Source organism: Pseudomonas guariconensis (assembly GCF_024127895.1).
Lineage (GTDB): Bacteria > Pseudomonadota > Gammaproteobacteria > Pseudomonadales > Pseudomonadaceae > Aquipseudomonas > Aquipseudomonas guariconensis_B.
The window spans coordinates 105,549-129,565 of record NZ_JAMYBK010000013.1 but is presented as its reverse complement, the minus strand read 5'-3'; the positions used below and the strand labels follow the sequence as shown (position 1 = coordinate 129,565).

Annotated in this window: 19 protein-coding genes; 14 read left to right on the top strand and 5 right to left on the bottom strand. The window is 65.2% G+C overall.

The genetic code is table 11. From position 1 onward, the window contains the following. On the bottom strand, positions 1–714 hold a 714-nt coding region (locus NJF35_RS15235), incomplete at its 3' end, for a PAAR domain-containing protein (RefSeq protein ID WP_253091227.1). 360 nt (positions 715–1,074) lie between these two features. Here NJF35_RS15235 and NJF35_RS15230 point away from each other — a divergent pair. The 7 genes from NJF35_RS15230 (at position 1,075) to yghU (ending at position 8,846) form a co-directional block, all read left to right on the top strand. Next, positions 1,075–2,100, top strand: a complete 1,026-nt coding sequence (locus tag NJF35_RS15230) for a polyamine ABC transporter substrate-binding protein (protein ID WP_225789629.1) — start codon at positions 1,075–1,077, stop codon at positions 2,098–2,100. Next, positions 2,097–3,014, top strand: coding sequence for an ABC transporter permease (locus tag NJF35_RS15225; RefSeq protein WP_225789630.1), 918 nt, complete (start codon positions 2,097–2,099; stop codon positions 3,012–3,014). The genes NJF35_RS15230 and NJF35_RS15225 overlap by 4 nt, the downstream gene beginning before the upstream one ends. A gap of 6 nt (positions 3,015–3,020) precedes the next feature. After that, complete coding sequence (locus NJF35_RS15220; protein ID WP_225789631.1) at positions 3,021–3,830, top strand: ABC transporter permease; 810 nt, start codon at positions 3,021–3,023, stop codon at positions 3,828–3,830. Between the two features lie 19 nt (positions 3,831–3,849). Then, entirely contained in the window at positions 3,850–4,998 is a 1,149-nt protein-coding gene (locus NJF35_RS15215; RefSeq protein ID WP_225789632.1) for an ABC transporter ATP-binding protein, read from the top strand. A 191-nt stretch (positions 4,999–5,189) separates the two neighbouring features. Next, entirely contained in the window at positions 5,190–6,254 is a 1,065-nt protein-coding gene (locus NJF35_RS15210) for a GlxA family transcriptional regulator (protein WP_225789633.1), read from the top strand. A gap of 253 nt (positions 6,255–6,507) precedes the next feature. Further along, positions 6,508–7,716: an NAD(P)/FAD-dependent oxidoreductase gene (locus NJF35_RS15205; RefSeq protein ID WP_225789634.1), complete on the top strand. Its 1,209-nt coding sequence runs from the start codon at positions 6,508–6,510 to the stop codon at positions 7,714–7,716. A gap of 290 nt (positions 7,717–8,006) precedes the next feature. Beyond that, positions 8,007–8,846 (top strand): glutathione-dependent disulfide-bond oxidoreductase, encoded by an 840-nt coding sequence (yghU, locus tag NJF35_RS15200; protein WP_225789635.1) that lies wholly within the window; start codon positions 8,007–8,009, stop codon positions 8,844–8,846. 40 nt (positions 8,847–8,886) lie between these two features. On the opposite strand, the gene NJF35_RS15195 is transcribed toward yghU, so the two are convergent. Then, the gene (locus NJF35_RS15195; protein WP_225789636.1) at positions 8,887–10,857 is read right to left on the bottom strand and encodes a BCCT family transporter; all 1,971 of its coding nucleotides are present in this window, start codon (positions 10,855–10,857) and stop codon (positions 8,887–8,889) included. 262 nt (positions 10,858–11,119) lie between these two features. Here NJF35_RS15195 and NJF35_RS15190 point away from each other — a divergent pair, with 262 nt between their 5' ends. Both NJF35_RS15190 and NJF35_RS15185 read left to right on the top strand, forming a co-directional pair. Next, entirely contained in the window at positions 11,120–12,823 is a 1,704-nt protein-coding gene (locus NJF35_RS15190; protein ID WP_253091226.1) for an amidase, read from the top strand. 154 nt (positions 12,824–12,977) lie between these two features. After that, positions 12,978–13,901 carry a pyridoxal-phosphate dependent enzyme gene (locus NJF35_RS15185; protein ID WP_225789638.1) on the top strand — a complete coding sequence of 308 codons (924 nt, stop codon included), beginning with the start codon at positions 12,978–12,980 and terminating at the stop codon, positions 13,899–13,901. Positions 13,902–13,904: 3 nt separating this feature from the next. Here NJF35_RS15185 and NJF35_RS15180 read toward each other — a convergent pair whose 3' ends face one another. Next, positions 13,905–14,804 carry a LysR family transcriptional regulator gene (locus NJF35_RS15180; RefSeq protein ID WP_225789639.1) on the bottom strand — a complete coding sequence of 300 codons (900 nt, stop codon included), beginning with the start codon at positions 14,802–14,804 and terminating at the stop codon, positions 13,905–13,907. Between the two features lie 112 nt (positions 14,805–14,916). Between NJF35_RS15180 and NJF35_RS15175 the strand changes: the two genes are divergently transcribed. Continuing rightward, positions 14,917–15,312, top strand: a complete 396-nt coding sequence (locus tag NJF35_RS15175; protein WP_225789640.1) for a RidA family protein — start codon at positions 14,917–14,919, stop codon at positions 15,310–15,312. Positions 15,313–15,342: 30 nt separating this feature from the next. On the opposite strand, the gene NJF35_RS15170 is transcribed toward NJF35_RS15175, so the two are convergent. Beyond that, positions 15,343–15,801, bottom strand: a complete 459-nt coding sequence (locus NJF35_RS15170; RefSeq protein WP_225789641.1) for a metallophosphoesterase family protein — start codon at positions 15,799–15,801, stop codon at positions 15,343–15,345. 259 nt (positions 15,802–16,060) lie between these two features. Between NJF35_RS15170 and NJF35_RS15165 the strand changes: the two genes are divergently transcribed. The 3 genes from NJF35_RS15165 to NJF35_RS15155 all read left to right on the top strand — a co-directional run bounded on the left by NJF35_RS15165 (position 16,061) and on the right by NJF35_RS15155 (position 20,075). Then, positions 16,061–17,158, top strand: coding sequence for a carboxynorspermidine decarboxylase (locus NJF35_RS15165; protein ID WP_253091225.1), 1,098 nt, complete (start codon positions 16,061–16,063; stop codon positions 17,156–17,158). Positions 17,159–17,190: 32 nt separating this feature from the next. Beyond that, positions 17,191–18,435, top strand: coding sequence for a saccharopine dehydrogenase family protein (locus NJF35_RS15160; protein ID WP_253091224.1), 1,245 nt, complete (start codon positions 17,191–17,193; stop codon positions 18,433–18,435). Between the two features lie 332 nt (positions 18,436–18,767). Continuing rightward, positions 18,768–20,075 (top strand): substrate-binding domain-containing protein, encoded by a 1,308-nt coding sequence (locus NJF35_RS15155; protein WP_253080342.1) that lies wholly within the window; start codon positions 18,768–18,770, stop codon positions 20,073–20,075. Positions 20,076–20,121: 46 nt separating this feature from the next. Here NJF35_RS15155 and NJF35_RS15150 read toward each other — a convergent pair whose 3' ends face one another. Beyond that, the gene (locus NJF35_RS15150) at positions 20,122–22,359 is read right to left on the bottom strand and encodes a TonB-dependent siderophore receptor (RefSeq protein ID WP_253091223.1); all 2,238 of its coding nucleotides are present in this window, start codon (positions 22,357–22,359) and stop codon (positions 20,122–20,124) included. 327 nt (positions 22,360–22,686) lie between these two features. On the opposite strand from NJF35_RS15150, the gene NJF35_RS15145 reads away from it, so the two are divergent. Continuing rightward, the gene (locus NJF35_RS15145) at positions 22,687–23,772 is read left to right on the top strand and encodes a TerC family protein (protein ID WP_225789645.1); all 1,086 of its coding nucleotides are present in this window, start codon (positions 22,687–22,689) and stop codon (positions 23,770–23,772) included. The last annotated feature ends 245 nt before the right edge of the window (positions 23,773–24,017 follow it).

Below are 24,017 nucleotides of genomic sequence, written 5' to 3'. Positions count from 1 at the left end.
CAGCACCCCGGCAATCTCCCCGATATGCGCCATCATGAAATTGGCCTCCTCCTCGCTGAGGATCGCCAACGACTCCCGTGCATGCTCGGCCGCGCGCATCAGGTCGGCTTCTTCACGGGTACAGGCATGGTGGTTGTCGGGGTCGCCGATGACGAAGATCTCGCCGGCCTTGAAGCCCTGCTCGAAGGTGGGGTTAAGCCGTTGGATACGGGCGATGGGCAGCGTCTGGTCCTGCTCCAGCAACCGGCCCAGCAGTTGTGGGCCAGACATGCTGCGGGGGACGATGTAGAAACCGGGCTCGAGCGCGACCGGCGATGAGGTGATGCCCGCCGGTGCCTGCACGGCGGACACTGCCTGCGTGTCGGCGGCAGCGTGCGCCGAACGGGCAGTGGGCGTGACGCCGCCCAGCGAACGGCTAGACGGTACCTCGCCATGCAAGGGCGCCACCACCCTGTTGCGGCCACTGGGGCATCCACACTCGACCAGCGAGCCATCCATCGCCAGTGGCTGACCATTGGAAATCCACCCGAGATAGCCCTCCACGACGATCCCAGGTTCGCCACACAGTGGGCATTCAGTGGTTGCATCCCCAACCCGCAGGACCTTGCGCCCCTCGCAGAGATAGCCCTCGCCACTGGCGATGCAGATCGCCCCCGTCGTGGTGATGTCACCGTCTACTGCCTGGCCTCTGCCCTCGAGACTGACGCGGTACATATGCAGGTTCCTTTGCCTGGAAAAGCTCCGAAACCTAACAGGTGCAAGCGGGCCTGTTGCCTTGGCGCTGACAAAAGAGACCTTTCCTACACCGCACAGGAAAGATTCTGCAGCCCAATCGCGACCCGACAGGCTCAGCGATGAGCCTGCCGCTGGCACGGCACAAATGATGGCCGGTAGCCTCACACCTCTTGCCAAAAACTTGGAATACCATAATATGATATCCCGTAGACCTTGAGTTTTCGGCCGACTTCACAAGCACAACACGGCCACGCGACATCCTTTGCAAAGCTGCTCCCCGAATACATGGCGGGCGACAGGAAGCCCGCTGAAATAACAAAAGCAACGAGGGCGTTAACCATGCTGTTGAGCAAACGTGTAACCGCAGTGCTGTCCGCCAGCCTGCTGACCCTGGCCTGCCAGGCCACCCTGGCCGCAGACAGCCTGAACTTCGTCAGCTGGGGCGGTACCACCCAGGACGCCCAGAAACAGGCATGGGCCGAACCCTTCAGCCAGAGCAGCAAGATCAAGGTCGTGCAGGACGGCCCCACCGACTACGGCAAGCTCAAGGCCATGGTCGAGAGCGGCAACGTGCAGTGGGACGTGGTCGACGTCGAAGCCGATTTCGCCCTGCGTGCCGCCAGCGAAGGCCTGCTCGAGCCCCTGGACTTCTCCACCATCCAGCGCGACCGCATCGACCCGCGCTTCGTCTCCGACCACGGTGTCGGCTCGTTCTTCTTCTCCTTCGTGCTCGGCTACAACGAAGGCAAGCTCGGCGCCAACAAGCCGGTGGACTGGTCGGCCCTGTTCGACACCCAGACTTACCCAGGCAAACGCGCCCTGTACAAGTGGCCAAGCCCCGGCGTGCTGGAGCTGGCCCTGCTGGCCGACGGCGTGCCGGCCGACAAGCTCTACCCGCTGGACCTGGACCGCGCCTTCAAGAAGCTCGACACCATCAAGAAGAACATCGTCTGGTGGGGCGGCGGCGCCCAGTCCCAGCAACTGCTGGCCTCCGGCGAGGCCTCGCTGGGGCAGTTCTGGAACGGCCGGGTCTATGCCCTGCAGCAGGACGGCGCGCCGGTCGGCGTGAGCTGGAAGCAGAATCTGGTCATGGCCGACTTCCTGGTCATCCCCAAGGGTGCCAAGAACAAGGACGCGGCCATGAAGTTCCTGGCCAACGCCAGCAGCGCCAAGGGCCAGGCCGACTTCGCCAACCTCACCGCCTACGCCCCGGTCAACCTGGACAGCATCGCCCAACTCAAGCCCGACCTGGCGCCGAACCTGCCGACCGCCTACGCCCAGGACCAGGTGACCCTGGACTTCGCCTACTGGGCGAAGAACGGCCAGGCCATCGCGGCCCGCTGGAATGAGTGGCTGGTCAAATGAAAGTCGCCATCAACGCCCTGCACGACACGCAAGGCGCCCCCAGCGGCACCGGCGCACCAGGGGCAGCCGTGGGCCGCCCATCCCTGAGCCAACGCTGGCGCGGCAGCCGCAACCTGTTGCCGGCCCTGCTGTTTCTCGGCCTGTTCTTCTTCGCCCCGCTGATCGGCCTGTTGCTGCGCGGGGTGCTGGAGCCGGTGCCAGGGCTGGGCAACTACGAGCAGTTGTTCGCCAACTCGGCCTATGCGCGGGTGCTGTTCAACACCTTCTCGGTCGCTGGCCTGGTCACCCTGATCAGCGTGCTGCTGGGCTTTCCCCTGGCTTGGGCGATCACCCTGGTGCCACGCGGCTGGGGCCGCTGGCTGCTGAACATCGTGCTGCTGTCGATGTGGACCAGCCTGCTGGCGCGCACCTACTCGTGGCTGGTATTGCTGCAAGCCTCCGGGGTGGTGAACAAGGTGTTGATGGCCGTCGGCATCATCGATGCGCCGCTGGAGCTGGTGCACAACCTCACCGGCGTGGTGATCGGCATGAGCTACATCATGATCCCGTTCATCGTCCTGCCGCTGCAGGCGACCATGCAGGCGATCGACCCGATGGTGCTGCAGGCCGGCTCGATCTGCGGCGCCAGCCCCTGGACCAACTTCTGGCGGGTGTTCCTGCCGCTGTGCCGCTCGGGCCTGTTCTCCGGCGCGCTGATGGTGTTCGTCATGTCCCTGGGCTACTACGTCACCCCGGCCCTGCTCGGTGGCGCGCAGAACATGATGCTGCCTGAGTTCATCGTCCAGCAGGTGCAGTCGTTCCTCAACTGGGGGCTGGCCAGCGCCGCCGCCGCGTTGCTGGTGCTGATCACCCTGGTGCTCTTCTACTTCTACCTGAAGCTGCAGCCGGAATCGCCGGTCGGCAACGCGAGGTAAGCCGCCATGCTCCTGACTCCCAACGCCATGGGCCGCCCGCTGCGGGTGGGCCTGTACCTGACCACCGGCGTGATCGCGGCCTTCCTGCTGCTGCCGATCCTGTTCATCGTGCTGCTGTCGTTCGGCTCATCCCAGTGGCTGGTTTTCCCGCCGCCGGGCTGGACCTTCAAGTGGTACGGCCAGTTCTTCTCCAACCCCGAATGGATGGACGCGGCCCTGGCCAGCCTCAAGGTCGCCGTGCTGACCACCCTATGCGCGGTGCTGCTGGGCCTGCCCACGGCCTTCGCCCTGGTGCGCGGGCGCTTCCCGGGCCGCGAGTTCCTCTATGGCCTGTTCACCCTGCCGATGATCGTGCCGCTGGTGATCATCGCCGTGGCGGTGTACGCACTGTTCCTCAAGCTCGGCTACACCGGCACGCTGTTTTCCTTCGTGGTCAGCCACGTGATCGTCGCCCTGCCCTTCACCATCATCTCGATCATCAACTCGCTCAAGCTGTTCGACCAGTCGATCGAGGATGCCGCGGTGATCTGCGGCGCCTCGCGCCTGCAGGCGATCTTCAAGGTGACCTTCCCGGCGATCCGCCCGGGGATGATCGCCGGCGGGCTGTTCGCCTTCCTGGTGTCGTGGGACGAGGTGGTGCTCAGCGTGATGATGGCCAGCCCGACCCTGCAGACCCTGCCCGTGAAGATGTGGACCACCCTGCGCCAGGACCTGACCCCGGTGATCGCCGTCGCCTCGACGCTGCTGATCGGCCTGTCGGTACTGGTCATGGTCATCGCCGCCGCCCTGCGCCGGCGCAACGAAGTCAGCGCCTGAGCGCCCGGAGACACCGACAATGAGTGCAGTCATGAACGATTCCGCGCACGACAAGACCCTGGTCAGCCTGCGCAACCTGAACAAGCACTACGGCGACTTCGCCGCCGTGGACAACATCAGCCTGGACATCCAGGACGGCGAGTTCCTCACCTTCCTCGGCTCCAGCGGCTCGGGCAAGTCGACCACGCTGTCGATGCTGGCCGGCTTCGAGACGCCCAGCAGCGGCGAGATCCTGGTCCAGGGCCAGTCGCTGGTGAAGGTGCCGCCGCACAAGCGCGACATCGGCATGGTGTTCCAGCGCTACTCGCTGTTCCCGCACCTGTCGGTGCGCGACAACATCGCCTTCCCCCTGGCGATTCGCAAGCAAAACGCCGCACAAACAGCCAAGCAGGTCGATGCCATGCTCAAGCTGGTGCAACTGGAGAAGTTCGCCCACCGCCGCCCGGCGCAGCTATCCGGCGGCCAGCAGCAGCGCGTGGCGATCGCCCGGGCACTGGTGTACGAGCCGCGCATCCTGCTGATGGACGAACCCCTCGGCGCCCTGGACAAGAAGCTGCGCGAGGACCTGCAGGACGAATTGCGCCAGTTGCATCGGCGCCTGGGCATCACCATCGTCTACGTGACCCATGACCAGGAAGAGGCCATGCGCCTGTCCCAACGTATCGCCATCTTCAGCCACGGCAAGATCGTCGGCCTGGGCAGCGGCTACGACCTCTACCAGAACCCACCGAACGCCTTCGTCGCCTCGTTCCTGGGCAACTCCAATTTCCTCCGGGTCAAGGCCAGCAGCAATGGCGCGGCGGGTTTCGAGGGACAGTCGCTGGCGATCCGCCTGACCCCGGGGCTGGTTGCCGAACAGGATGCGCTGGTCATGGTGCGACCGGAGAAGGCCCTGGCGCTGACGGCCGAGCAGGCCCTGCGCGAGCCGTTGCCGGCGGGGTGGAACGAGGTCAGTGCCCGCGTGGGCGAGGTGCTGTTCCTGGGCGAGAGCCAGACCTGCCATGTAGTCACCGCCGGAGGGACCGAGATGACCGTGAAGGCGCTGTCCGCCGCGGGCATGCCGATGCAGCCCGGGGATACCGTCAAGGTGCGCTGGGCGGTGGCCGATGCCTGTGTGTATACCGCCTGGGCCGAAAGCGACCTGAGCAAGGCGGCGGGCGCGCACTGAGCCAGCCTGGGTGTAATCTTGGGGGCCGCTTTCGCGGCCCCTGTGTGCTCTCTGCACGACAACAACCCCACAGGGAACTCATAGAACGCAAGGCGCCTTACCCCGCTCCCCCGGCATGTACTACCATGGGCCAAGGTCAGGGCCGACCTCAGTCCATGCGCCTCCCATGACAGCCGAACGATTGCGCCACCATGAACGATATCGCCCACATCCCGCAGTCCCCTGCCCTGCAACCCGTCGGCCAGCCGCGCCGGCTGGTGTTCCTCGCCTACCCCCAGATGGGCCTGCTCGACCTGACCGGCGCCCAGACGGTGTTCTGGGCCGCCACCAAGGCCATGGGCGAACGTGGCCTGCCCGGCTACCAGATGCATACCGCCAGCCTCGAAGGTGGCCTGCAGCCGACCGCCGAAGGCCTGGCAGTAGCCACCGAGCGCCTCGCGCCCCTGATGCACCAGCCCGTCGATACGCTGATCGTGCCCGGGGCACCGGACATCATCCGTACCCTCCCCGATCATGCCCCTCTGGTGGCCTGGTTGCGCGAGGCGGCCAAAGGCGTGAGGCGCACCGCCTCGGTGTGCAGCGGCACCTTCCTGCTGGCCAGCGCCGGCCTGCTCGACGGCCGTCGCGCGGCCACCCACTGGGCCATGTGCGATGTCCTGCGCCGGGACTTTCCGGCGGTGGAGGTGGACAACGAGTCGATCTTCGTCCAGCAGGACAAGGTCTGGACTTCTGCCGGCGTCAGCGCCGGCATCGACATGGCCCTGGCACTGGTGGAGGCCGACTGTGGCCGTGAGGTGGCGATGCAGGTGGCGCGGGAGCTGGTGGTGTTCCTCAAGCGCCCCGGCGGGCAGGCGCAGTTCAGCGAGCTGCTCAAGTCCCAGGGCCAGGACTGCGCCGAGTTCGAGGCGCTGCACCTGTGGCTGAGCCAGCGCCTGGACGACCCACGCCTGAGCGTGGAAAGCATGGCCCAGCAGGTGCGCATGAGCGTGCGCAACTTCTCGCGCGTCTACAAGGCCAAAACCGGCCGCACGCCGGCCAAGGCCATCGAGGTGTTCCGCCTGGAGGCCGCACGCCGCTTGCTGGAGAACTCCACCAGCAACATCGACCAGATCGCCCGCCACTGCGGCTTCGGCACCGAGGAGCGCATGCGCCATGCCTTCCAGCGTCACCTGGCGGTGTCGCCACGGGACTACCGCAGCCGCTTCACCCGCCCGTTCAACCTTGCCGGCGACGCCCTCCCCGCCAACCCGCTCTAGGGCGTTCGGCCGGGCTGGCCGAAAGTCAGGGTTTTTTGGCCTATGTGGCGCACGCCGTTGCGCTTAGCATCGATTCCAGCCCATCCGCCAACAAACGCATGACCCCAAGAACGACAACAGGCCAGACCGTGTCCGGCGACACGCAGATACCGCGTGCCCGCCAGCCACGCATCCACTGAGCGGTATCCTCTCCAGGCCTCTGGAGAACGCCCTCGGGGATGCATCTGCCCGTCACTTTCTCCAGGAGCACAACATGAAACGACAGATTCTGATTATCGGTGCAGGATTCGCTGGTCTGTGGAGCGCCCTGAGCGCTGTACGCCTGCTGGACCAGCATGGCCGGGACGATGTCGAGGTGACCGTGCTCGCCCCCCAGGCCGAACTGCATGTCCGCCCGCGCTTCTACGAAGCCGACGTGCACAACATGGCAGCGCCCCTGCAGGCGCTGTTCGACGCGGTCAACGTGCGTTTCGTCAGGGGCACGGCCCAGCGCATCGACGAGGCGGCCCGTACGGTGGCCTACCGTGATCCCTCCGGTCAGGAGGCGAGCCTGGGCTACGACCGCTTGATCATGGCCTGTGGCAGCCTGCTCAATCGCCCGGATCTCGCTGGTTTCGACCAGCATGCCTTCGACGTCGACAAGATCGAGTCGGCGGTGCGCCTGGAAGAGCACCTCAAGTCCCTGGCCTCGCGACCCGACAGCGCGGCACGCAACACCGTGGTGATCGCCGGTGGTGGTTTCACCGGCATCGAGACCGCCACCGAGCTGCCCAGCCGCCTGCGGGCGATCCTGGGCGAGCAGGTCAAGCCGCGTATCGTCGTGGTCGACCGCGGCGCGAGGATTGGCGCCGCCCTAGGCGACGGCATCAGCCCGGCCATCGTGGAGGCATCCGCGGCATTGGGCATCGAATGGATCTGCGCAGCCACCGTGGCCTCGGTGGATGCCGATGGGGTGTTGCTCGACAACGGCCAGCGCATCGCCGCTAATACCGTGGTCTGGACCGTCGGTTTCAAGGCCAACCCGCTCACCGGGCAGATCAGCGGCGAGCACGACCGCCAGGGCCGCCTGCACGTGGACGGCCACCTCAAGGTCAAGGGCAACGATGCGGTGTACGCCGCAGGCGACGTCGCCTACGCCGCCTGCGACGAGGTTGGCAACCATGCGGTGATGTCCTGCCAGCATGCCATTCCGCTGGGCCGCTACGCGGGCAACAACGCCGCCGCCGAGCTGATCGGCGTGGCCCCGATGACCTACAGCCAGCCCAAGTACGTCACCTGCCTCGACCTCGGCGCCTGGGGCGCGGTGTACACCGAGGGCTGGGAACGCAAGGTCATGCCGCCCGAGGACAGGGCCGAGGCCAAGAAGCTCAAGGCGCAGATCAATACCGTGTGGATCTACCCGCCGGCAGCGGAACGCACCGCGGCGCTGGCGGCAGCGGACCCGCTGATCCCCGTGGCCTGACCGATCACGTCGCCTCGGCGCTCAGTTGAGCAGCGCTTGGCGGTCCTGGGGCTGCTTTGCAGCCCATCGCCGGCAAGCCGGCTCCCACAGGGTGGCGCCGGACTCCAGAATTGCGCTGTACCTTGCCGGCGATGGGGCGCACCGCGCCCCCGAATGCCAATAGAGCGTCTTGACTAGCGCTGAACGCCCAGGAAAGGCCCCACCGTATTTGCCCTTTGCTCCGAACCCGTGGCATAGATGCAGATCCACGTCTTTACGTGACCGCTTCGAGCCATCAGGAGATTCCGTGCATGAGCAAGTCCCCCTACGTCCCGCCCAAGGTCTGGACCAACGACACAGCCTCCGGCGGCCAGTTCGCCAGCATCAACCGCCCCATCGCCGGCCCCACCCATGAGCAGGATCTGCCCGTCGGCAAGCACCCGCTGCAGCTCTACTCCCTGGCCACGCCCAACGGGGTCAAGGTGACCATCCTGCTGGAGGAGCTCCTCGCCCTGGGCCACCGCGGCGCCGAGTACGACGCCTGGCTGATCCGTATCGGCGAGGGCGACCAGTTCTCCAGCGGCTTCGTCCAGGTCAACCCCAACTCCAAGATCCCCGCCCTGCTCGATCGCAGTGCCGAGCCGCCGGTGCGGGTGTTCGAGTCTGGCTCGATCCTGCTGTACCTGGCCGAGAAGTTCGGCGCGTTCCTGCCAACCACCCCGGCGGCGCGTACCGAGAGCCTGAACTGGCTGTTCTGGCAGATGGGCGCGGCACCCTACCTGGGCGGCGGCTTCGGCCACTTCTACGTGTATGCGCCAGAGAAGTTCGAGTACGCCATCAACCGCTTCACCATGGAAGCCAAGCGCCAGTTGGATGTGCTCGATCGGCGCCTGGCCGAAAGCCGCTACCTGGGCGGGGACGAATACAGCATCGCCGACATCGCCGTCTGGCCCTGGTACGGCCAACTGGTGCGCGGCAACCTCTACGACGCGGCCGAGTTCCTCGCCGTGCACGAGTACACCCATGTGCGCCGCTGGGCCGAGGAGATCGCCCAGCGGCCGGCAGTGCAGCGTGGCACGCGGGTCAACCGGACCTGGGGCGACGAGCAAAGCCAAGTGCCGGAACGCCACTCGGCGGCAGACCTGGATTGACCGCACGGGCCGCTCCGGCAAGAGCGGCCCCGCTGCCACCTCAGCCCACCAGGTGCAGGAAGTGCATGTGCCGCTCGAAGTGATCGAGGATGTCGCCGATCACCTCCTCCTTCGACCACCCCATCACATCATGGTCCTGCCCGCCTTCACGCAGGTGCACCTCGGCGCGGAAGTACTTGCGCTCCTCACCCGGCGTATCGCTCATGACGAAGCTGGGCATGGTGTAGGCATGGGGCCTGATCTCGTAGACGAAGGGATGGTCGCTCGGCCCCACCTTGAGCGTGACACTGCCGCCCTCACCCTCCTCCACGCTGCATTCATAGCCCTGCCGGCGCCACTCCTCGGCCACCGACTGGCAGGCCGGCAACCCCACTTCGGCGATGAACCGCAGCACATGCGCCCGGCGCGGGAACATGGCCAGGGTGCGCAAACGCCGCTGCCAGTTGCCGGCGGCGCGGGAGGCGGTCGGCGAGATCGCCAGGGCCTGGTAGCGCAGGCCGCGCTTGGTGGCGTCGAGCTTGAGCGCCTTGAGCAGCCCGCGCATGCTGCACAGCAAGGCGATGGTGAACGGTAGCGCACTGGCAATGGTCGCCGTCTGCAGGGCCTTGAGGCCGTCGGCCAGCAACAAGGCGATGGCCACCACGCCCATGCTCGCGGCCCAGAAGATACGCTGGCGGACCGGCGTGTGCTCCTGCCCACCCGAGGCGAGCATGTCCACGACCATGGCGCCGGAGTCTGCCGAGGTGACGAAGAACACCAGCACCATGACGATCGCCAAGGTGCTGATGGCGCCGGCGAACGGGAAGTGCTCGAGGAAGGCGAACAACGCCAGCGAAGTGTCCTGGTCCACCGCCCGGGCCAAGTCGGTCAAGCCCTCGTCGAGGATCATGTGGATCGCCGTGTTGCCGAACACGGTCATCCACAGCAAGGTGAAGCCGGTCGGCACCAGCAGCACGCCGGTGACGAACTCGCGGATCGTCCTGCCCCGGGAGATGCGTGCGATGAACAGCCCGACGAAGGGCGACCAAGCCAGCCACCAGCCCCAGTAGAACAGCGTCCAGCCGCCGATCCAGTCGGTGGGTTGGTAGGCATAGAGGTTGAGGGTACGGCTGACGATTTCGCCCAGGTAGCCGCCGGTGTTCTGCACGAACGTCTGCAGGATCAGCACCGTCGGCCCGAGCAGCACCACCATCAGCAACAGCAGCACCGCCAGGCCCAGGTTCAGCTCCGACAGGCGGCGGATGCCCTTGTCCAGGCCGGAAACCACCGACAGGGTGGCGAGGAAGGTGGTGCCGATGATCAGCACGATCTGCACCGGTATCGACACCGGCACGCCGAACAGCGCGTTGAGTCCGGTATTGATCTGCGCGACACCGAAGCCCAGCGAGGTGGCCACCCCGAACACCGTGCCGATGATGGCGAAGATGTCCACCGCATGACCGATCGGCCCATGGATACGCTCGCCAATCAACGGATAGAGCGCCGAGCGCAAGGTCAGCGGCAGGCCGTGGCGGAAGCTGAAGTAGGCCAGGATCAGGGCGACGATGGCGTAGATCGCCCAGGCATGCAGGCCCCAGTGGAAGAAGGTGATGCGCATCGCGTCGGAGGCCGCCATCACCGTGCCGCCCTCGCCCACCGGCGGCTTGACGAAGTGCATCACCGGCTCGGCGACGCCGAAGAACATCAAACCGATGCCCATGCCGGCGGAGAACAGCATGGCGAACCAAGTGGTGCTGCTGTAGTCCGGCGTGCTGTGGTCGGGGCCAAGCTTGATGTCGCCATAGCGGCTGACACCGAGGAACACCACGGTGCCGAGGATGATCGCCACCGCCAGGATATAGAACCAGCTGACGTTGCCGATGATCCAGCCCTGGATGTGCGCGAACAAGGCCTGGGCATGGGACTGGAAGACGCTGGCATAGAGCACCAGCACCAGCAGCAAGGCAGCGGAAATCCAGAAGACTGGCGGGTTGACGGTGGAGGTGGAGGCAGATTCTGGCGTATTGGGCATGTATCGGTGGCTCCGGATCGTTGATCTTGCCAGCCCCAACGCGGGCGACATGGGCCTGGGCTTGGTACGAAAAGCGCCTGAGCAGCGCTCGACGGCTTTTCATGCAAAGCCTAAGACTAGACTGCGACCCGTCAACTTCGCCTGCGTTCCCTCCATCGTGCCGCGCTGCAACAAACCATTGCCACGCTGCATGCCTGCGCCCGGCAAGGGCTTCTTGCTACACTCGCGGCCATGATTTTCCACCTGCACAACTGGTGACAGCATGATCGAGGTAACCGAGGTTTCCATTGCCGAGCTGCGCGACGCGCTCGAGACCGGCCGCACGACGGCGGTCGAGCTGGTCAAGGCCTATCTGGCCCGCATCGACGCCTATGACGGAGCCGACACCGCCACTGCCCTGAATGCCGTGGTGGTACGCAACCCTGACGCACTCAAGGAGGCCGAGGCCTCCGATGCCCGCCGGGCCCGGGGCGAAACCCTCGGCCCGCTGGATGGCATCCCCTACACCGCCAAGGACAGCTACCTGGTCAAGGGCCTCACGGCCGCCTCCGGCAGCCCGGCGTTCAAGGACCTGGTGGCCCAGCGTGACGCCTTCACCATCGAGCGCCTGCGTGCCGCTGGCGCCATCTGCCTGGGCAAGACCAACATGCCGCCCATGGCCAACGGCGGCATGCAGCGTGGCGTCTACGGCCGTGCCGAAAGCCCGTACAACGCCGCCTACCTGACCGCGCCGTTCGCGTCCGGCTCCTCCAACGGTGCCGGTACCGCCACCGCCGCCAGCTTCTCGGCCTTCGGCCTGGCCGAGGAAACCTGGTCCAGCGGTCGCGGCCCGGCGTCCAACAATGGCCTGTGCGCCTACACCCCCTCGCGCGGGGTGATCTCGGTGCGTGGCAACTGGCCGCTGACCCCGACCATGGACGTGGTGGTGCCCTATGCCCGGACCATGGCCGACCTGCTGGAGATCCTCGACGTGGTGGTCGCCGACGACGCCGATACCCGCGGCGACCTGTGGCGCCTGCAACCCTGGGTACCGATCCCGGCCGCCTCGCAGGTGCGCCCGGCCTCGTACCTGGACCTGGCCGCCGACGCCAGCGCGCTCAAGGACAAGCGTTTCGGCGTGCCACGCATGTACATCAATGCCGACCCCGAGGCCGGCACCTCGCAGAAGCCAGGTATCGGCGGCCCGACCGGCCAGCGCATCAATACCCGCGCCAGCGTCATCGATCTGTGGAACCAGGCCCGCCAGGCCCTGGAAGCGGCCGGTGCCGAGGTGATCGAGGTGGATTTCCCGCTGGTCTCCAACTGCGAGGGCGACCGCCCCGGTGCGCCGACCGTGTTCAACCGCGGCATCGTTTCCAAGGAGTTCCTGCACGACGAGCTCTGGGAGCTGTCCGGCTGGGCCTTCGACGACTTCCTGCGGGCCAACGGCGACCCGAAACTCAATCGTCTGGCCGATGTCGACGGCATGCAGATCTTCCCCCATGACCCAGGTACCCTGCCGAACCGCGAGGACGACCTGGCTGCCGGCATGGACGAGTACGTGAACATGGCCAAGCGCGGCCTCAAGTCGTGGGACCAGATCGAGACCGTGCCGGACGGCCTGCGCGGCCTGGAGATGACGCGCAAGCTCGACCTCGAGGACTGGATGGACGACCTCGGCCTGGACGCCGTGCTGTTCCCCACCGTGGCCGACGTCGGCCCGGCGGACGCCGACGTCAACCCGGCATCGGCGGATATCGCCTGGAGCAACGGCGTGTGGGTGGCCAATGGCAACCTGGCGATCCGTCACCTGGGCGTGCCCACCGTCACCGTGCCCATGGGCGTGATGGCCGACATCGGCATGCCGGTCGGCCTGACGTTCGCTGGCCGCGCCTACGACGACTCGGCGCTGCTGCGCTTTGGCGCGGCGTTCGAGTCCACCGGCTCGCGCCGCCTGATCCCGCCGCGTACGCCACCGCTGGGCTGAGTCCGAGCAGGTAAGGCTTTCAGCTAGCATCGGGGCTGCTTTGCAGCCCCAATGCCGGCTGGCCAACATTGCGGCTCGCCCGCCAATGAGCTTGTGCACTCCCCGCCCCGAATGGTGCATGCTTGGGTCGTAAAACGACTCGTTGGAAACTGCCATGCCCCTGCACATCCAGACACCCCTGATCGAATCCCGCCCCCTCTCCCTGGCCACCCAGCGCTCGGTCTGGCTCAAGCTCGAAGCCCTGCAACCCTGCGGCTCGTTCAAGCTGCGCGGGGTGGGCCATGCCTGTGAGGTCCACCATGCCCGTGGCGCCCGGCACTTCGTCTGCTCCTCTGGCGGCAACGCCGGCCTGGCGGTGGCCTATGCCGGTCGCCGGCTCGGCGTGCCAGTGACCGTGGTCGTGCCGCAGACGACCACCGAGCGGGCCCAGGAACTGCTGCGCCTGGAGCAGGCCAAGGTGGTGGTGCATGGCAGCTCCTGGCAGGAGGCCAACGAACTGGCGCAGAGCCTGGTGGGACCGGGCGATGCCTTCATCCACCCGTTCGACGACCCGTTGCTCTGGGCCGGCCATGCCAGCCTGATCGACGAAGTGGCCCGGGAAGGCCACAAGCCCGACGCGGTGGTGCTGTCGGTCGGCGGTGGCGGGCTGCTCAGCGGTGTGGTCGAGGGCCTGCAACGCAACGACTGGCACGATGTGCCGGTGCTGGCAGTGGAAACCGAAGGCGCCGCCTCGCTGCATGCGGCCATCGAGGCCGGGCACCCGGTGGCGCTGGAACGTATCGCATCGGTGGCCACCTCCCTGGGGGCCAAGCGTGTGGCCGACCGGGCGATGGACTGTGTGCGCCAGCATCCCGTTCACAGCGAATTGGTCAGCGACCGCGAAGCCCTGCTGGCGTGCGAGCGGTTTTTGCTCGATCACCGCGTGCTGGTCGAGCCGGCCTGCGGCGCGGCGCTGGCCCTGGCCTACACACCTGGACGCCTGGGGGAGTACCGCAATGTGCTGGTGATCGTCTGTGGCGGGGCCACAGCGACCCTGGAGCAGATTCGCAGCTGGCTGGAACAGGTGGGCGACCGATGAGCATCAAGGCCTCGCCATCACCTCGACCACCCAATCGATGAATACCCGCAACTTCGCGCCCACATGGCGATTGGGTGGGTAGGCTACATACAGCGGCATAGGCTCCAGGGCCCAGTCTTCGAACAACCGCACCAGCGCACCGGTGGCCAGGTGCGGCCGGGCCATGTAGTCCGGCAACCAGAGCACACCCAACCCGGCGAGCCCCGCGGCGAGATAGGCACTGCCGTCATCCACCGCCAGCACCGGCCGCCCTTGCACCTGCAAGCGCTCCTCTCCCCGGCTCAGGGCATAGGGCACCGGCTTGCCGGTGCGTGCCCAGAGAAACCCGACGACACGCTGCACCGGCCCTTCCAGCTCCAGCGGATGCAGGGGTCTCCCCAGCCGCTCCAGATAGGCCGGTGAGGCATAGACGCCCAACTGCAGGTCGGCGACCTTGCGCGCCATCAGCGACTGGTCCAGCAGTTCGCCGCCGCGCACCACGCAATCGACGTGCTCGCCGATGATGTCGACGATGCGGTCGCTCACCCCCATGTCGATCTGGATGTCCGGATAGCGCGTGTGGAATTGCGCCAGCGCCGGTATCAGCACCATGCTCGCCAAAGGGCTGGGTACATCCACCCGCAGCTTGCCCCGGGGCTGGCTAGCCGCACCGCTCAGGCTGGCCTCGGCATCCTCCAGGTCCGCCAGCAGGCGCACCACCCGCTCGTAGAACAGCGCGCCATCATTGGTCAGCCGCACCTTGCGTGTGGTGCGGTTGAGCAGGCGCACCCGCAGTCGCGTCTCCAACTGCTGCACCAGCTGGGTGACGCTGGTGCGACTCATGTGCAAGGTATCGGCGGCCTTGGTGAAGCTGCCGGCCTCCACCACTCGGGCAAACGCACGCATTGCATCGAAACGGTCCATCAGCGGCCCCGATTATTTGGGATGAACAAACAATGATAACCAGATTTGCGCATTTATCGCGCGAGCCGGGCTTCGTAGAGTAGCGTCATCACCCACCCGATGGAGATATGCCATGACTCAGCGTGACGTCGTGTTCCCGCCAGGCCGTCAGGCCTTGTATGACATCAACCACTACTCCCCGGCGATCCGCACCAATGGCTTGCTCTTCGTTTCCGGACAGGTCGGCAGCCGCGAGGATGGCTCGCCCGAGCCTGGCCTGGAAAACCAGGTGCGCAGGGCATTCGGCAACCTCAACGCGATCCTTGCCGAAGCCGGCTGCAGCTTCGACGATGTGCAGGACGTGACACTGTTCATCGTCGATCCACAGGACAAGTTCGACACCATCTGGAACCTGGTGCGCGCGGAGTTCTGGGGGCCTGCGCCCTACCCGACCGTGACGGCGATCGGGGTCACCTGGCTGTATGGGTTCGATTTCGAGATCAAGGTGGTTGCCCGGTTGCCGGCGTAATCCCCACACCGTGTTGGAGCCACGGCCCTTTCACTCCAGCAAATTGACGATCCTCGGCGCCACCTCGCGTGCACTCACCTCGAGCAACGCAACGCTCACCGGCAACTTGAAGCGCCTGGGCCCGGCACTGCCCGGGTTGAGATAAAGCCGCCCTTCGCGCCAGTCGATGCACGGCTTATGGGAATGCCCGGTGATCACCACCCGCACGTCCCTGGCGAGCGTGTCGGGCACGTCGGCCTTGTCGTGCACCAGCAGGGTCGTCCATCCCCCCATGTCGAACTGGCGCACGTCCTCCAGCGCCTCGGCCCAGGGCAACCCGAGATCGTTGTTGCCCCGCACCACCTGCAGGGGGGCCAGTGCCGCCAGGGCATCGAGTATCTGCGGTTTGCCGATGTCGCCGGCATGGACGATCAGCTCGCAGCCTTGCAGCGCCGCGAGCGCTTCAGGTCGCAGCAGGCCATGGGTATCGGAGATGACGCCGACCTTCATGCACAGGCTCCCGGTATCGAGGATTGACCCGGCAATCATACCCTGCGATGGGCCTCGCAACGCCTCGGCTCGGTTATATCGGTGTCATATTGCCCTGTTCAACTGGGCCCTGGGGATGGCACATGCACAGACGCGGTGGCACCGTGGTAGCAACCTGCAACAGAACTCGGACGAAATGCGCCTTGCGCCCTTTCGATATGCGGCAAGTGAAGGCACAATGCGTGTCCTTTTTTTGGCCGGCCTGGCCGGGGGCCTTTAAATGATCAAGACGCCGTATTACCTCATCGACAAACAGAAGCTGCTGGGCAACATGCAGAAGATTGCCTACGTGCGCGAGCAGTCCGGGGCCAAGGCCCTGCTGGCACTGAAGTGCTTCGCCACCTGGTCGGTGTTCAACCTGATGCAGCAGTACATGGATGGCACCACCTCTTCGTCGCTCTACGAGCTCAAGCTCGGTCGCCAGAAGTTCGCCGGCGAAACCCACGCCTACAGCGTGGCCTGGGCCGACGACGAGATCGAGGAAATGCTCGCCAACTGCGACAAGATCATCTTCAACTCCATCGGCCAGTTGCAGCGCTTCGCCGAGCAGTCCGAAGGCAAGGTCCGCGGCCTGCGGGTCAACCCACAGGTGAGCAGCTCCGACTACCTGCTGGCCGACCCGGCGCGCCCGTTCAGCCGCCTGGGCGAGTGGGACCCGGACAAGATCGAGAAGGTCATCGGGCAGATCTCCGGCTTCATGTTCCACAACAACTGCGAGAACGGTGATTTCGGCCTGTTCGACAAGATGCTCTCGCACATCGAGGAACGCTTCGGCCACCTGCTGCACAAGGTCGAGTGGGTCAGCCTGGGCGGTGGTATCCACTTCACCGGCGAGGACTACGCCCTGGACGCCTTCTGCGCGCGCCTGAAGGCGTTCTCCGAGACGTACGGCGTGCAGGTGTACCTGGAGCCGGGCGAAGCGGCCATCACCCAGAGCGCCTCGCTGGAAGTCACCGTGCTCGACACCCTGTACAACGGCAAGCACCTCGCCGTGGTCGACAGCTCCATCGAAGCGCACATGCTCGACCTGCTGATCTACCGCCTCAACGCCAAGATGGCCCCCAACGACGGCGAGCACACCTACATGGTCTGCGGCAAGTCGTGCCTGGCCGGTGACATCTTCGGCGAGTACCAGTTCGATCGTCCGCTGGCCATCGGCGATCGCCTGTCGTTCATCGACGCGGCGGGCTACACCATGGTCAAGAAAAACTGGTTCAACGGTCTGAAGATGCCGGCCATCGTGGTCAAGCAGCTCGACGGCAGCGTCGAGGTGGTTCGCGAGTTCGGTTTCGAAGACTACGTGTCCAGCCTGTCCTGACGACAGGCCTTCAGTAAGGAGAAAGGGTTAAATTGAAGAAGAACGTTCTTATCATTGGTGCAGGAGGTGTCGCCAAGGTGGTGGCCCACAAGTGCGCGCAGCATAACGACGAACTCGGTCGTATTGCGATTGCGTCGCGGAACATCTCCAAATGCCAGGCCATCATCGACAGCGTCAAGGCCAAGGGTAGCCTCAAGGTGCCCGCCGACATCCAGGCCTTCGCGCTCAATGCCCTCGATGTCGAGGCGACCAAGGCGCTGATCCGCGAGACCGAATCGCAGATCGTGATCAACGTCGGTTCCGCCTTCCTCAACATGTCGGTGCTGCGTGCCTGCATCGATACCGGTGCCGCCTACCTGGACACCGCCATCCACGAAGAACCGGGCAAGATCTGCGAGACGCCGCCCTGGTACGGCAACTACGAGTGGAAACACCTCGAAGAGTGCCAACAAAAGAACATCACCGCCATTCTCGGCGTCGGTTTCGACCCGGGTGTGGTGAACAGCTACGCCGCCCTTGCGCAACAACAGTATTTCGACCGCATTGATTCGATCGACATCCTGGATGTCAATGCGGGCTCCCATGGCAAGTATTTCGCCACCAATTTCGACCCGGAGATCAACTTCCGCGAATTCACCGGGCAAGTCTGGAGCTGGCAGAACAGCCAGTGGACCAGCAACAAGATGTTCGAAGTCAAGCGCACCGACGACCTGCCGGTCGTGGGCTCGCAGAACCTCTACCTGACCGGCCACGACGAAGTCCATTCGCTGTCGAAGAACCTCGACGTGCCGAACATCCGCTTCTGGATGAGCTTCGGCGAGCACTACATCAATGTGTTCACCGTGCTGAAGAACCTGGGCCTGCTCTCCGAGCAGCCGGTCAAGACCGCCGAAGGCCTGGAAGTGGTGCCACTGAAGGTGGTCAAGGCCGTCCTGCCAGACCCGGCCTCCCTGGCCCCGGGCTACACCGGCAAGACCTGCATCGGTGACCTGGTCAAGGGCACCAAGGACGGCCAGCCACGCGAAGTGTTCATCTACAACGTGGCCGACCACGAGCAAGCCTACGCCGAGACCGACAGCCAGGGCATCTCCTACACCGCCGGCGTACCGCCGGTGGCCGCCGCCCTGCTGGTCGCCCGCGGCGACTGGGACGCCAAGCGCATGGTCAACGTCGAGGAGCTGTCGGCCGAGCCGTTCCTCAAGGCGCTGGACGTGATGGGCCTGCCGACCCGGGTCAAGGATGAGAAAGGCGATCGTCCCTGGGACGCCGAAGCCTAAGCGGCAAGACGAAGGGGCGCCATGAAGGCGCCCCTTCTGGTTTGTGCAGGGCGCACAAAGCTGGGGTCGTTACGCATCCCTTTTCCGACTGTTCCGGCGCCCTGGCAAGGCCGCTCCCATGTTAGTGCCCTCAGTCTGTGGGAGCGGCCTTGTGCCGCGAAAGGGCTGCAAAGCTGCCCCAATTGGCACAGTGCTTCAATCACCTGGAAGTGCTGGCCTATTCGCGGGGTAAGTCGAGTCATCGAACCACCGCCCTCATGGCTGCCACTGTCACCCAACGTTCACGCCACTGTCGTAATCTGCGGGACAACTCCATGCCAAAGGCCTCCGGCATGCCCCGCTTCCTCGCCCTGTTGCTCTACCTGTTCCCCCTGCTGGCCCTGGCCGAGCCGGCGCAGCTGCGCATCCAGGGCTCCAACACCATCGGCGCGGGCCTGGCACCGGCGCTCGTGCAAGGCTTGCTGCGTGCCCAAGGTGCCATGGCCATCGAGCAGACGCCTGGGGCCGTGGCCAATGAAAGCGAGATTCGCGCCCGTGACAGCCAAGGCCACCCCGTGCGCATCACGATCGCCGCCCACGGCTCCAGCACCGGCTTCACTGCCTTGGCGAGTGGCGAGGCGGACCTGGCTGCCGCCTCGCGCTCGATCAGCGACGACGAGGCGCAGCGCCTACGGAGCCTGGGCAACCTGCGCAGCAGCCGGTCGGAGCACGTCATTGGCCTGGACGGCGTGGCGGTGATCGTCCACCCCGACAACCCGCTGGCACAACTGACCATCACGCAACTGGCACAGGTGTTCTCCGGCCAGGTACAACGCTGGGAACAGCTGGGCGTACCCGGCGGAGCGATCCGCCTGTACGCGCGCGACGACCGCTCCGGCACCTTCGAGACCTTCAAGGCGCTGGTGCTCGACCCGCACCACAGCGAACTGGCCGCCCAGGTGCAACGCTTCGAATCCAGCGAAACGCTGGCCGAGCGGGTCAGGGCCGACCGCCAGGGCATCGGCTTCAGCAGCCTGGCCACGGTGCATGGGGCCAAGGTCCTGGCCATCGCCGAAGGCGACGCGCCGGCCATGCTGCCCAGACGCGCCCTGGTGGCCAGCGAAGACTATCCGCTGACACGACGGCTGTACTTCTACCTGCCCACCAATGCCCGCCCCCTGGCCCAAGCCCTGGTCGAATTCACCCAAGGCCCCGCCGGCCAGGCCATCGTCGCCGACCAGGGATTCGTCTCCCAACAGGTCAAGGCCCTGCCCGTGCCGATCCAGGCCAACATGCCGCCCCGCTACCAGGCCCTGGCCGGCGAGGCACAACGCCTGAGCGTCAACTTTCGCTTCCAGGAGGGCAGCGCCAGCCTCGACAGCAAGGCCCAGCGCGATGTACAGCGGGTCGCCGATTACCTGCGCCAGGCCGGCAAGCTGCAGCGCAAGGTGGTGCTGGTGGGCTTTGGCGACCCCAAGGACACCCCGGGGCGCGCTGCCCTGCTCTCGCGCCTGCGGGCGATGGCGGTACGCCGGGAACTGGCCCGGGATGGGGTGGAAACCAGGGAGGTGACCGGCATGGGGGATGAGCTGCCGGTGGCCGACAACGACGTCGAGCAGGGACGCCTGCGCAACCGTCGGGTCGAGGTGTGGGTGTACTGAACGTTGCGAACGGGGCCGCACAGCGGCCCCGAAAAGCGCTGGGCCTTTAGAAGTCGTACCGCGTGGTCAACATGAAATTGCGCGGGTCACCGTAGTAGCCACCGTTGTAGAAGCCCAGGTTGTTGAAGTACTTCTTGTCGGTCAGGTTGTTGCCGTTCAGGGTCACCGACAGCTGGTCGGTCACCTGGTACCTGGCCATGGCATCGAGGATCAGGTAGCTCGACTGGGTGTAGCGTTCGGTTTCGCCGTTGCCTGCCGGGCTGTCCAGGTCCTTCCACACCTTGCTCTGCCAGTTGGCCGAACCGCCGACGGTCAGCTTGTTCCATACGCCCGGCAGGCGGTAGGTGGTGGACAGGCGCAGCAGGTTCTCCGGCTCGATGGTGGAGATCTTGTGGTCGTCGCCATCCCGGGTGATGCGATGGGTGAAGCCCCCTTGCACGTGCCAGTCCGGGGTCAGCTCGCCGGCCACTTCCAGTTCGAAGCCACGGGTCTTGGCGCCCTGGATCGAGCGGTAGATGCCACGGTTGGTCACAGGGTCGGTCGCCGCGAACTCCGCGAGGTTGTCCTGCTGCACCTCGAACAGCGCCAGGCTGGCATTCAGGCGGCCGTCGAAGAACTCGCTCTTGATCCCCAACTCGTAGGCATCGCCCTCCTCCGGCTCGATCATCTTGCCGCTGGCGTCCTGTTCGCTTTCATGGGGCTTGAAGATGCTGGTGTAGCTGCCGTAGACCGACCAGGTGTCGTTCAGGTCGTAGACCACCCCGGCATAGGGCACGACCACGCCATTCTCCTCCAGGTCCTGGACCTTCTCGCGCTGGTCGGTCGCGGTGGTCAGGCGCGTGCTGTCCAGTTCCCAGTTGGACAGGCGGCTACCGACGATCACCGAGAGCTTGTCGGTTGGCTTGAAACGGGCGGTCAGGTAGGCAGCCTCTTCACGCAGTCGAGTATCGACCTTGGTGAGCGGGCGCCCCCAGTCCGGCTCAGGGAAATCGCCGGCCCACTGGTAGATATTGGCGCTGCCGAAAAAGAACGGCCAATTGTCCTCGTGGGCGCGGATATCACGGTGGGAAATCCCGGCCACCAACTCGTGCTCGCGGCCCAGCAACTGGAACGGGCCGCTGGCATACAGGTCGTAGGCGTTCTGGTCGGTCTTGTAGCGGTAGCGCCCCAGCCATACGCCCATGCCACCACCGGTGGCCGCATCGGGAAAGCCACTGGCCGCCGAGCCCAGGGTGGCCGGCGAATCGGTTTCGGTACGGCTGGCCGAGGCCTTGATCGTCCAGTCGTTGGCCAGGCGCTGCTCGAGGGTGACGAACAGGTTGTCGGCGGTGTTGTCCCACTGGCTCCACTTGGCGGCGGGGTTGAACGAGCGCGACATGGCGAAGTCGTTACCATTGTTATCCAGCAGCGGCGTCGACGGCCCCCACGAAGAACCTTCCGGGCGATTGGTCTGACGGCTGAGCCCGACGCTGAGCAGGGTGTCTTCCGACAGGTCGGCCTCGACGATGCCGTACATCACCTGCTTCTTCTCGGACAGGTTGTCCATGAACGACTGGCTGTCCTCATAGGCGGTGACGAAGCGTCCGCGCACGTTGCCGCCCGGCGTCAGTGCGCCACCGATGTCGAACTCGCCACGGTAGGTGTCCCAACTGCCGGCACCGAGGGAGGCATAGCCGGAGAGCTCGCGGGTCGGCCGCTTGCGCACCAGGTTGACGGTGGCCGAAGGGCTGCCGAAGCCGCTGAGCAGGCCGGTGGCGCCACGCAGCACCTCGACGCGGTCGTAGATGACCATGTCGGTCTGGTCGATGCCGTTGCCGAAGCGAAACGCCGCCGGAACGCCATCGATCTGGAAGTTATCGATCTCGAAGCCACGGGCCTGGAAGCTGGTGCGGTTGCTGTCGAGCTTGGTGACGGTCACACCGGGCGTCTTGCCGAGTACGTCACTGATGCTGGTGAGGTTCTGGTCGTCCATTTGCTGGCGGGTGATCACGCTCACTGACTGTGGCGTTTCCCGCGGCGACAGGGCCATGCGCGTGGCGGTACGGGTAGCGCCGGTGGTGTAGGAGCGGCTGCCCTCGGTAATCTCGCCCAGGCGAGTGTCGGTGATGGCGGTGGCGCCCAGCTCCAGAGGGCCCTTGCTGCTGGCGTCCTCGGCCCAGGCCATGCTGCTCGGTGCGGCCAGGCTTGCCGCAAGAACGGCCAATGCCAGCGGCTGGCGCCGCAAGCGAACGGTGACGGCATTCCCTGCCAGGTGGACCGCGTTCAGAGAGTGGTGCTGTTGCACGCTTGTTGACCCCTAGTTGATCTGTTTGCTCGATACGTTTGGGGGCTCATCACGGGATTTATTCTTGGTTTTGAATGCATTGCCGAACGGCATGCCCGCTCTGCGGCAGGCCGGAACGAATCTTAATGTTTTTCACGATTTATTTACAATTGGGAATTAATCTCAAATATTGGATCCAGGCAAAAAAATGTAACAGCACATCGGTCGGCATTCCTGGCAAAACAGGTCTAGGCTCAAGCCCATGTGATGCCGGGCCCCTCTGACGGCTGCCGAGCCGCCATGTCGGAATCACTGTTGCCATGCAACGTCGACAATCAAGGAGGGGCTATGGCGGCTCTACAGACATTCCTCACGACTTCTTTCCTCGGCACCAGCACCTGGTTGTGGCTGGTGTTCATCGCTATCGTCGTCGGCCTGCTGGTCCTGGACCTGGGCGTGCTGCACCGTGAGAACCGCGAGATCGAGATGCGTGAAAGCCTGCTGTTGTACTCAGGCTATTTCAGCGTCGGCGTGCTGTTCGGCGCATGGGTCTGGTACGAACTGGGCGCCCAGTCGGCCCTGGAGTTCTATACCGGGTTCCTGGTGGAACAATCGTTGTCGATGGACAATGTGTTCGTCATGGCGATGATCTTCGGCTTCTTCGCCATCCCTCGCCGCTACCAGCACCGGGTGCTGTTCTGGGGCATCCTCGGGGTGGTGTTCCTGCGGGCGATCATGATCGGCGTGGGGGCGGCGCTGGTGCAGAACTTCGCCTGGGTGCTGTACCTGTTCGGCGCCTTCCTGCTGTTCACCGGGGTGAAGATGGCCTTCTCGCGCCAGGAGAGCCATCCGGACCTGGCCAACAACCCGGTACTGCGCTTCGTGCGCCGACACATGCGGGTGACCGACCAACTCCACGGCGCGCACTTCTTCGTCCGCCTCACCCCACCAGGAACGCACAAGGCCTTGCGCTATGCCACCCCGCTGTTCCTGGCCCTGGTGCTGATCGAGCTGGCCGACCTGGTGTTCGCCGTCGACAGCGTGCCGGCGATCTTCGCCATCACCCAGGACCCGTTCATCGTCTATACCTCGAACATCTTCGCCATCCTCGGCCTGCGCTCGCTGTACTTCGCCCTCGCGGCGCTGATGCACCGTTTCGTCTATCTCAAGTACGCACTGGCCCTGGTGCTGATCTTCATTGGCTGCAAGATCTTCTACCATGGGCTGGTGGGCAAGGTGCCGGCGCTGTTGTCGCTGGGGGTGACGTTCGGGTTGCTGCTGGGTGGGGTGGTGTTGTCGTTGGTCAGGACGCGGGATGGGCATGCCAGTCCGGTAGCGGCCACTGTCGAAGATGCAAAGCCAGAAGCGCCGTCGTCAGCGGTTGACAGCAAATCAAGGAATGAAGAAAAGAAAGACCCGCATATGCGGGTCTGACTCTGGGCTTGACCATTACCGATGCGACTCAAGGCCGCTGGCTCCGTCGAACGTCAAGGCTGTGAAGATGAACAAGCGACGTTTTTCTTCGAGAGCGAAAACTGGGAACTCAACCGTGGCAACGTGACGTAATGACAAATCAGCCTTGTCGTTCTATCACCAGGCACCCGAGAAAAAACCAGAGACAGTCAATCGTTATCAGCCAAAACGCTATTTGCATTCTACACCTCAAACCAGGCGGGAAC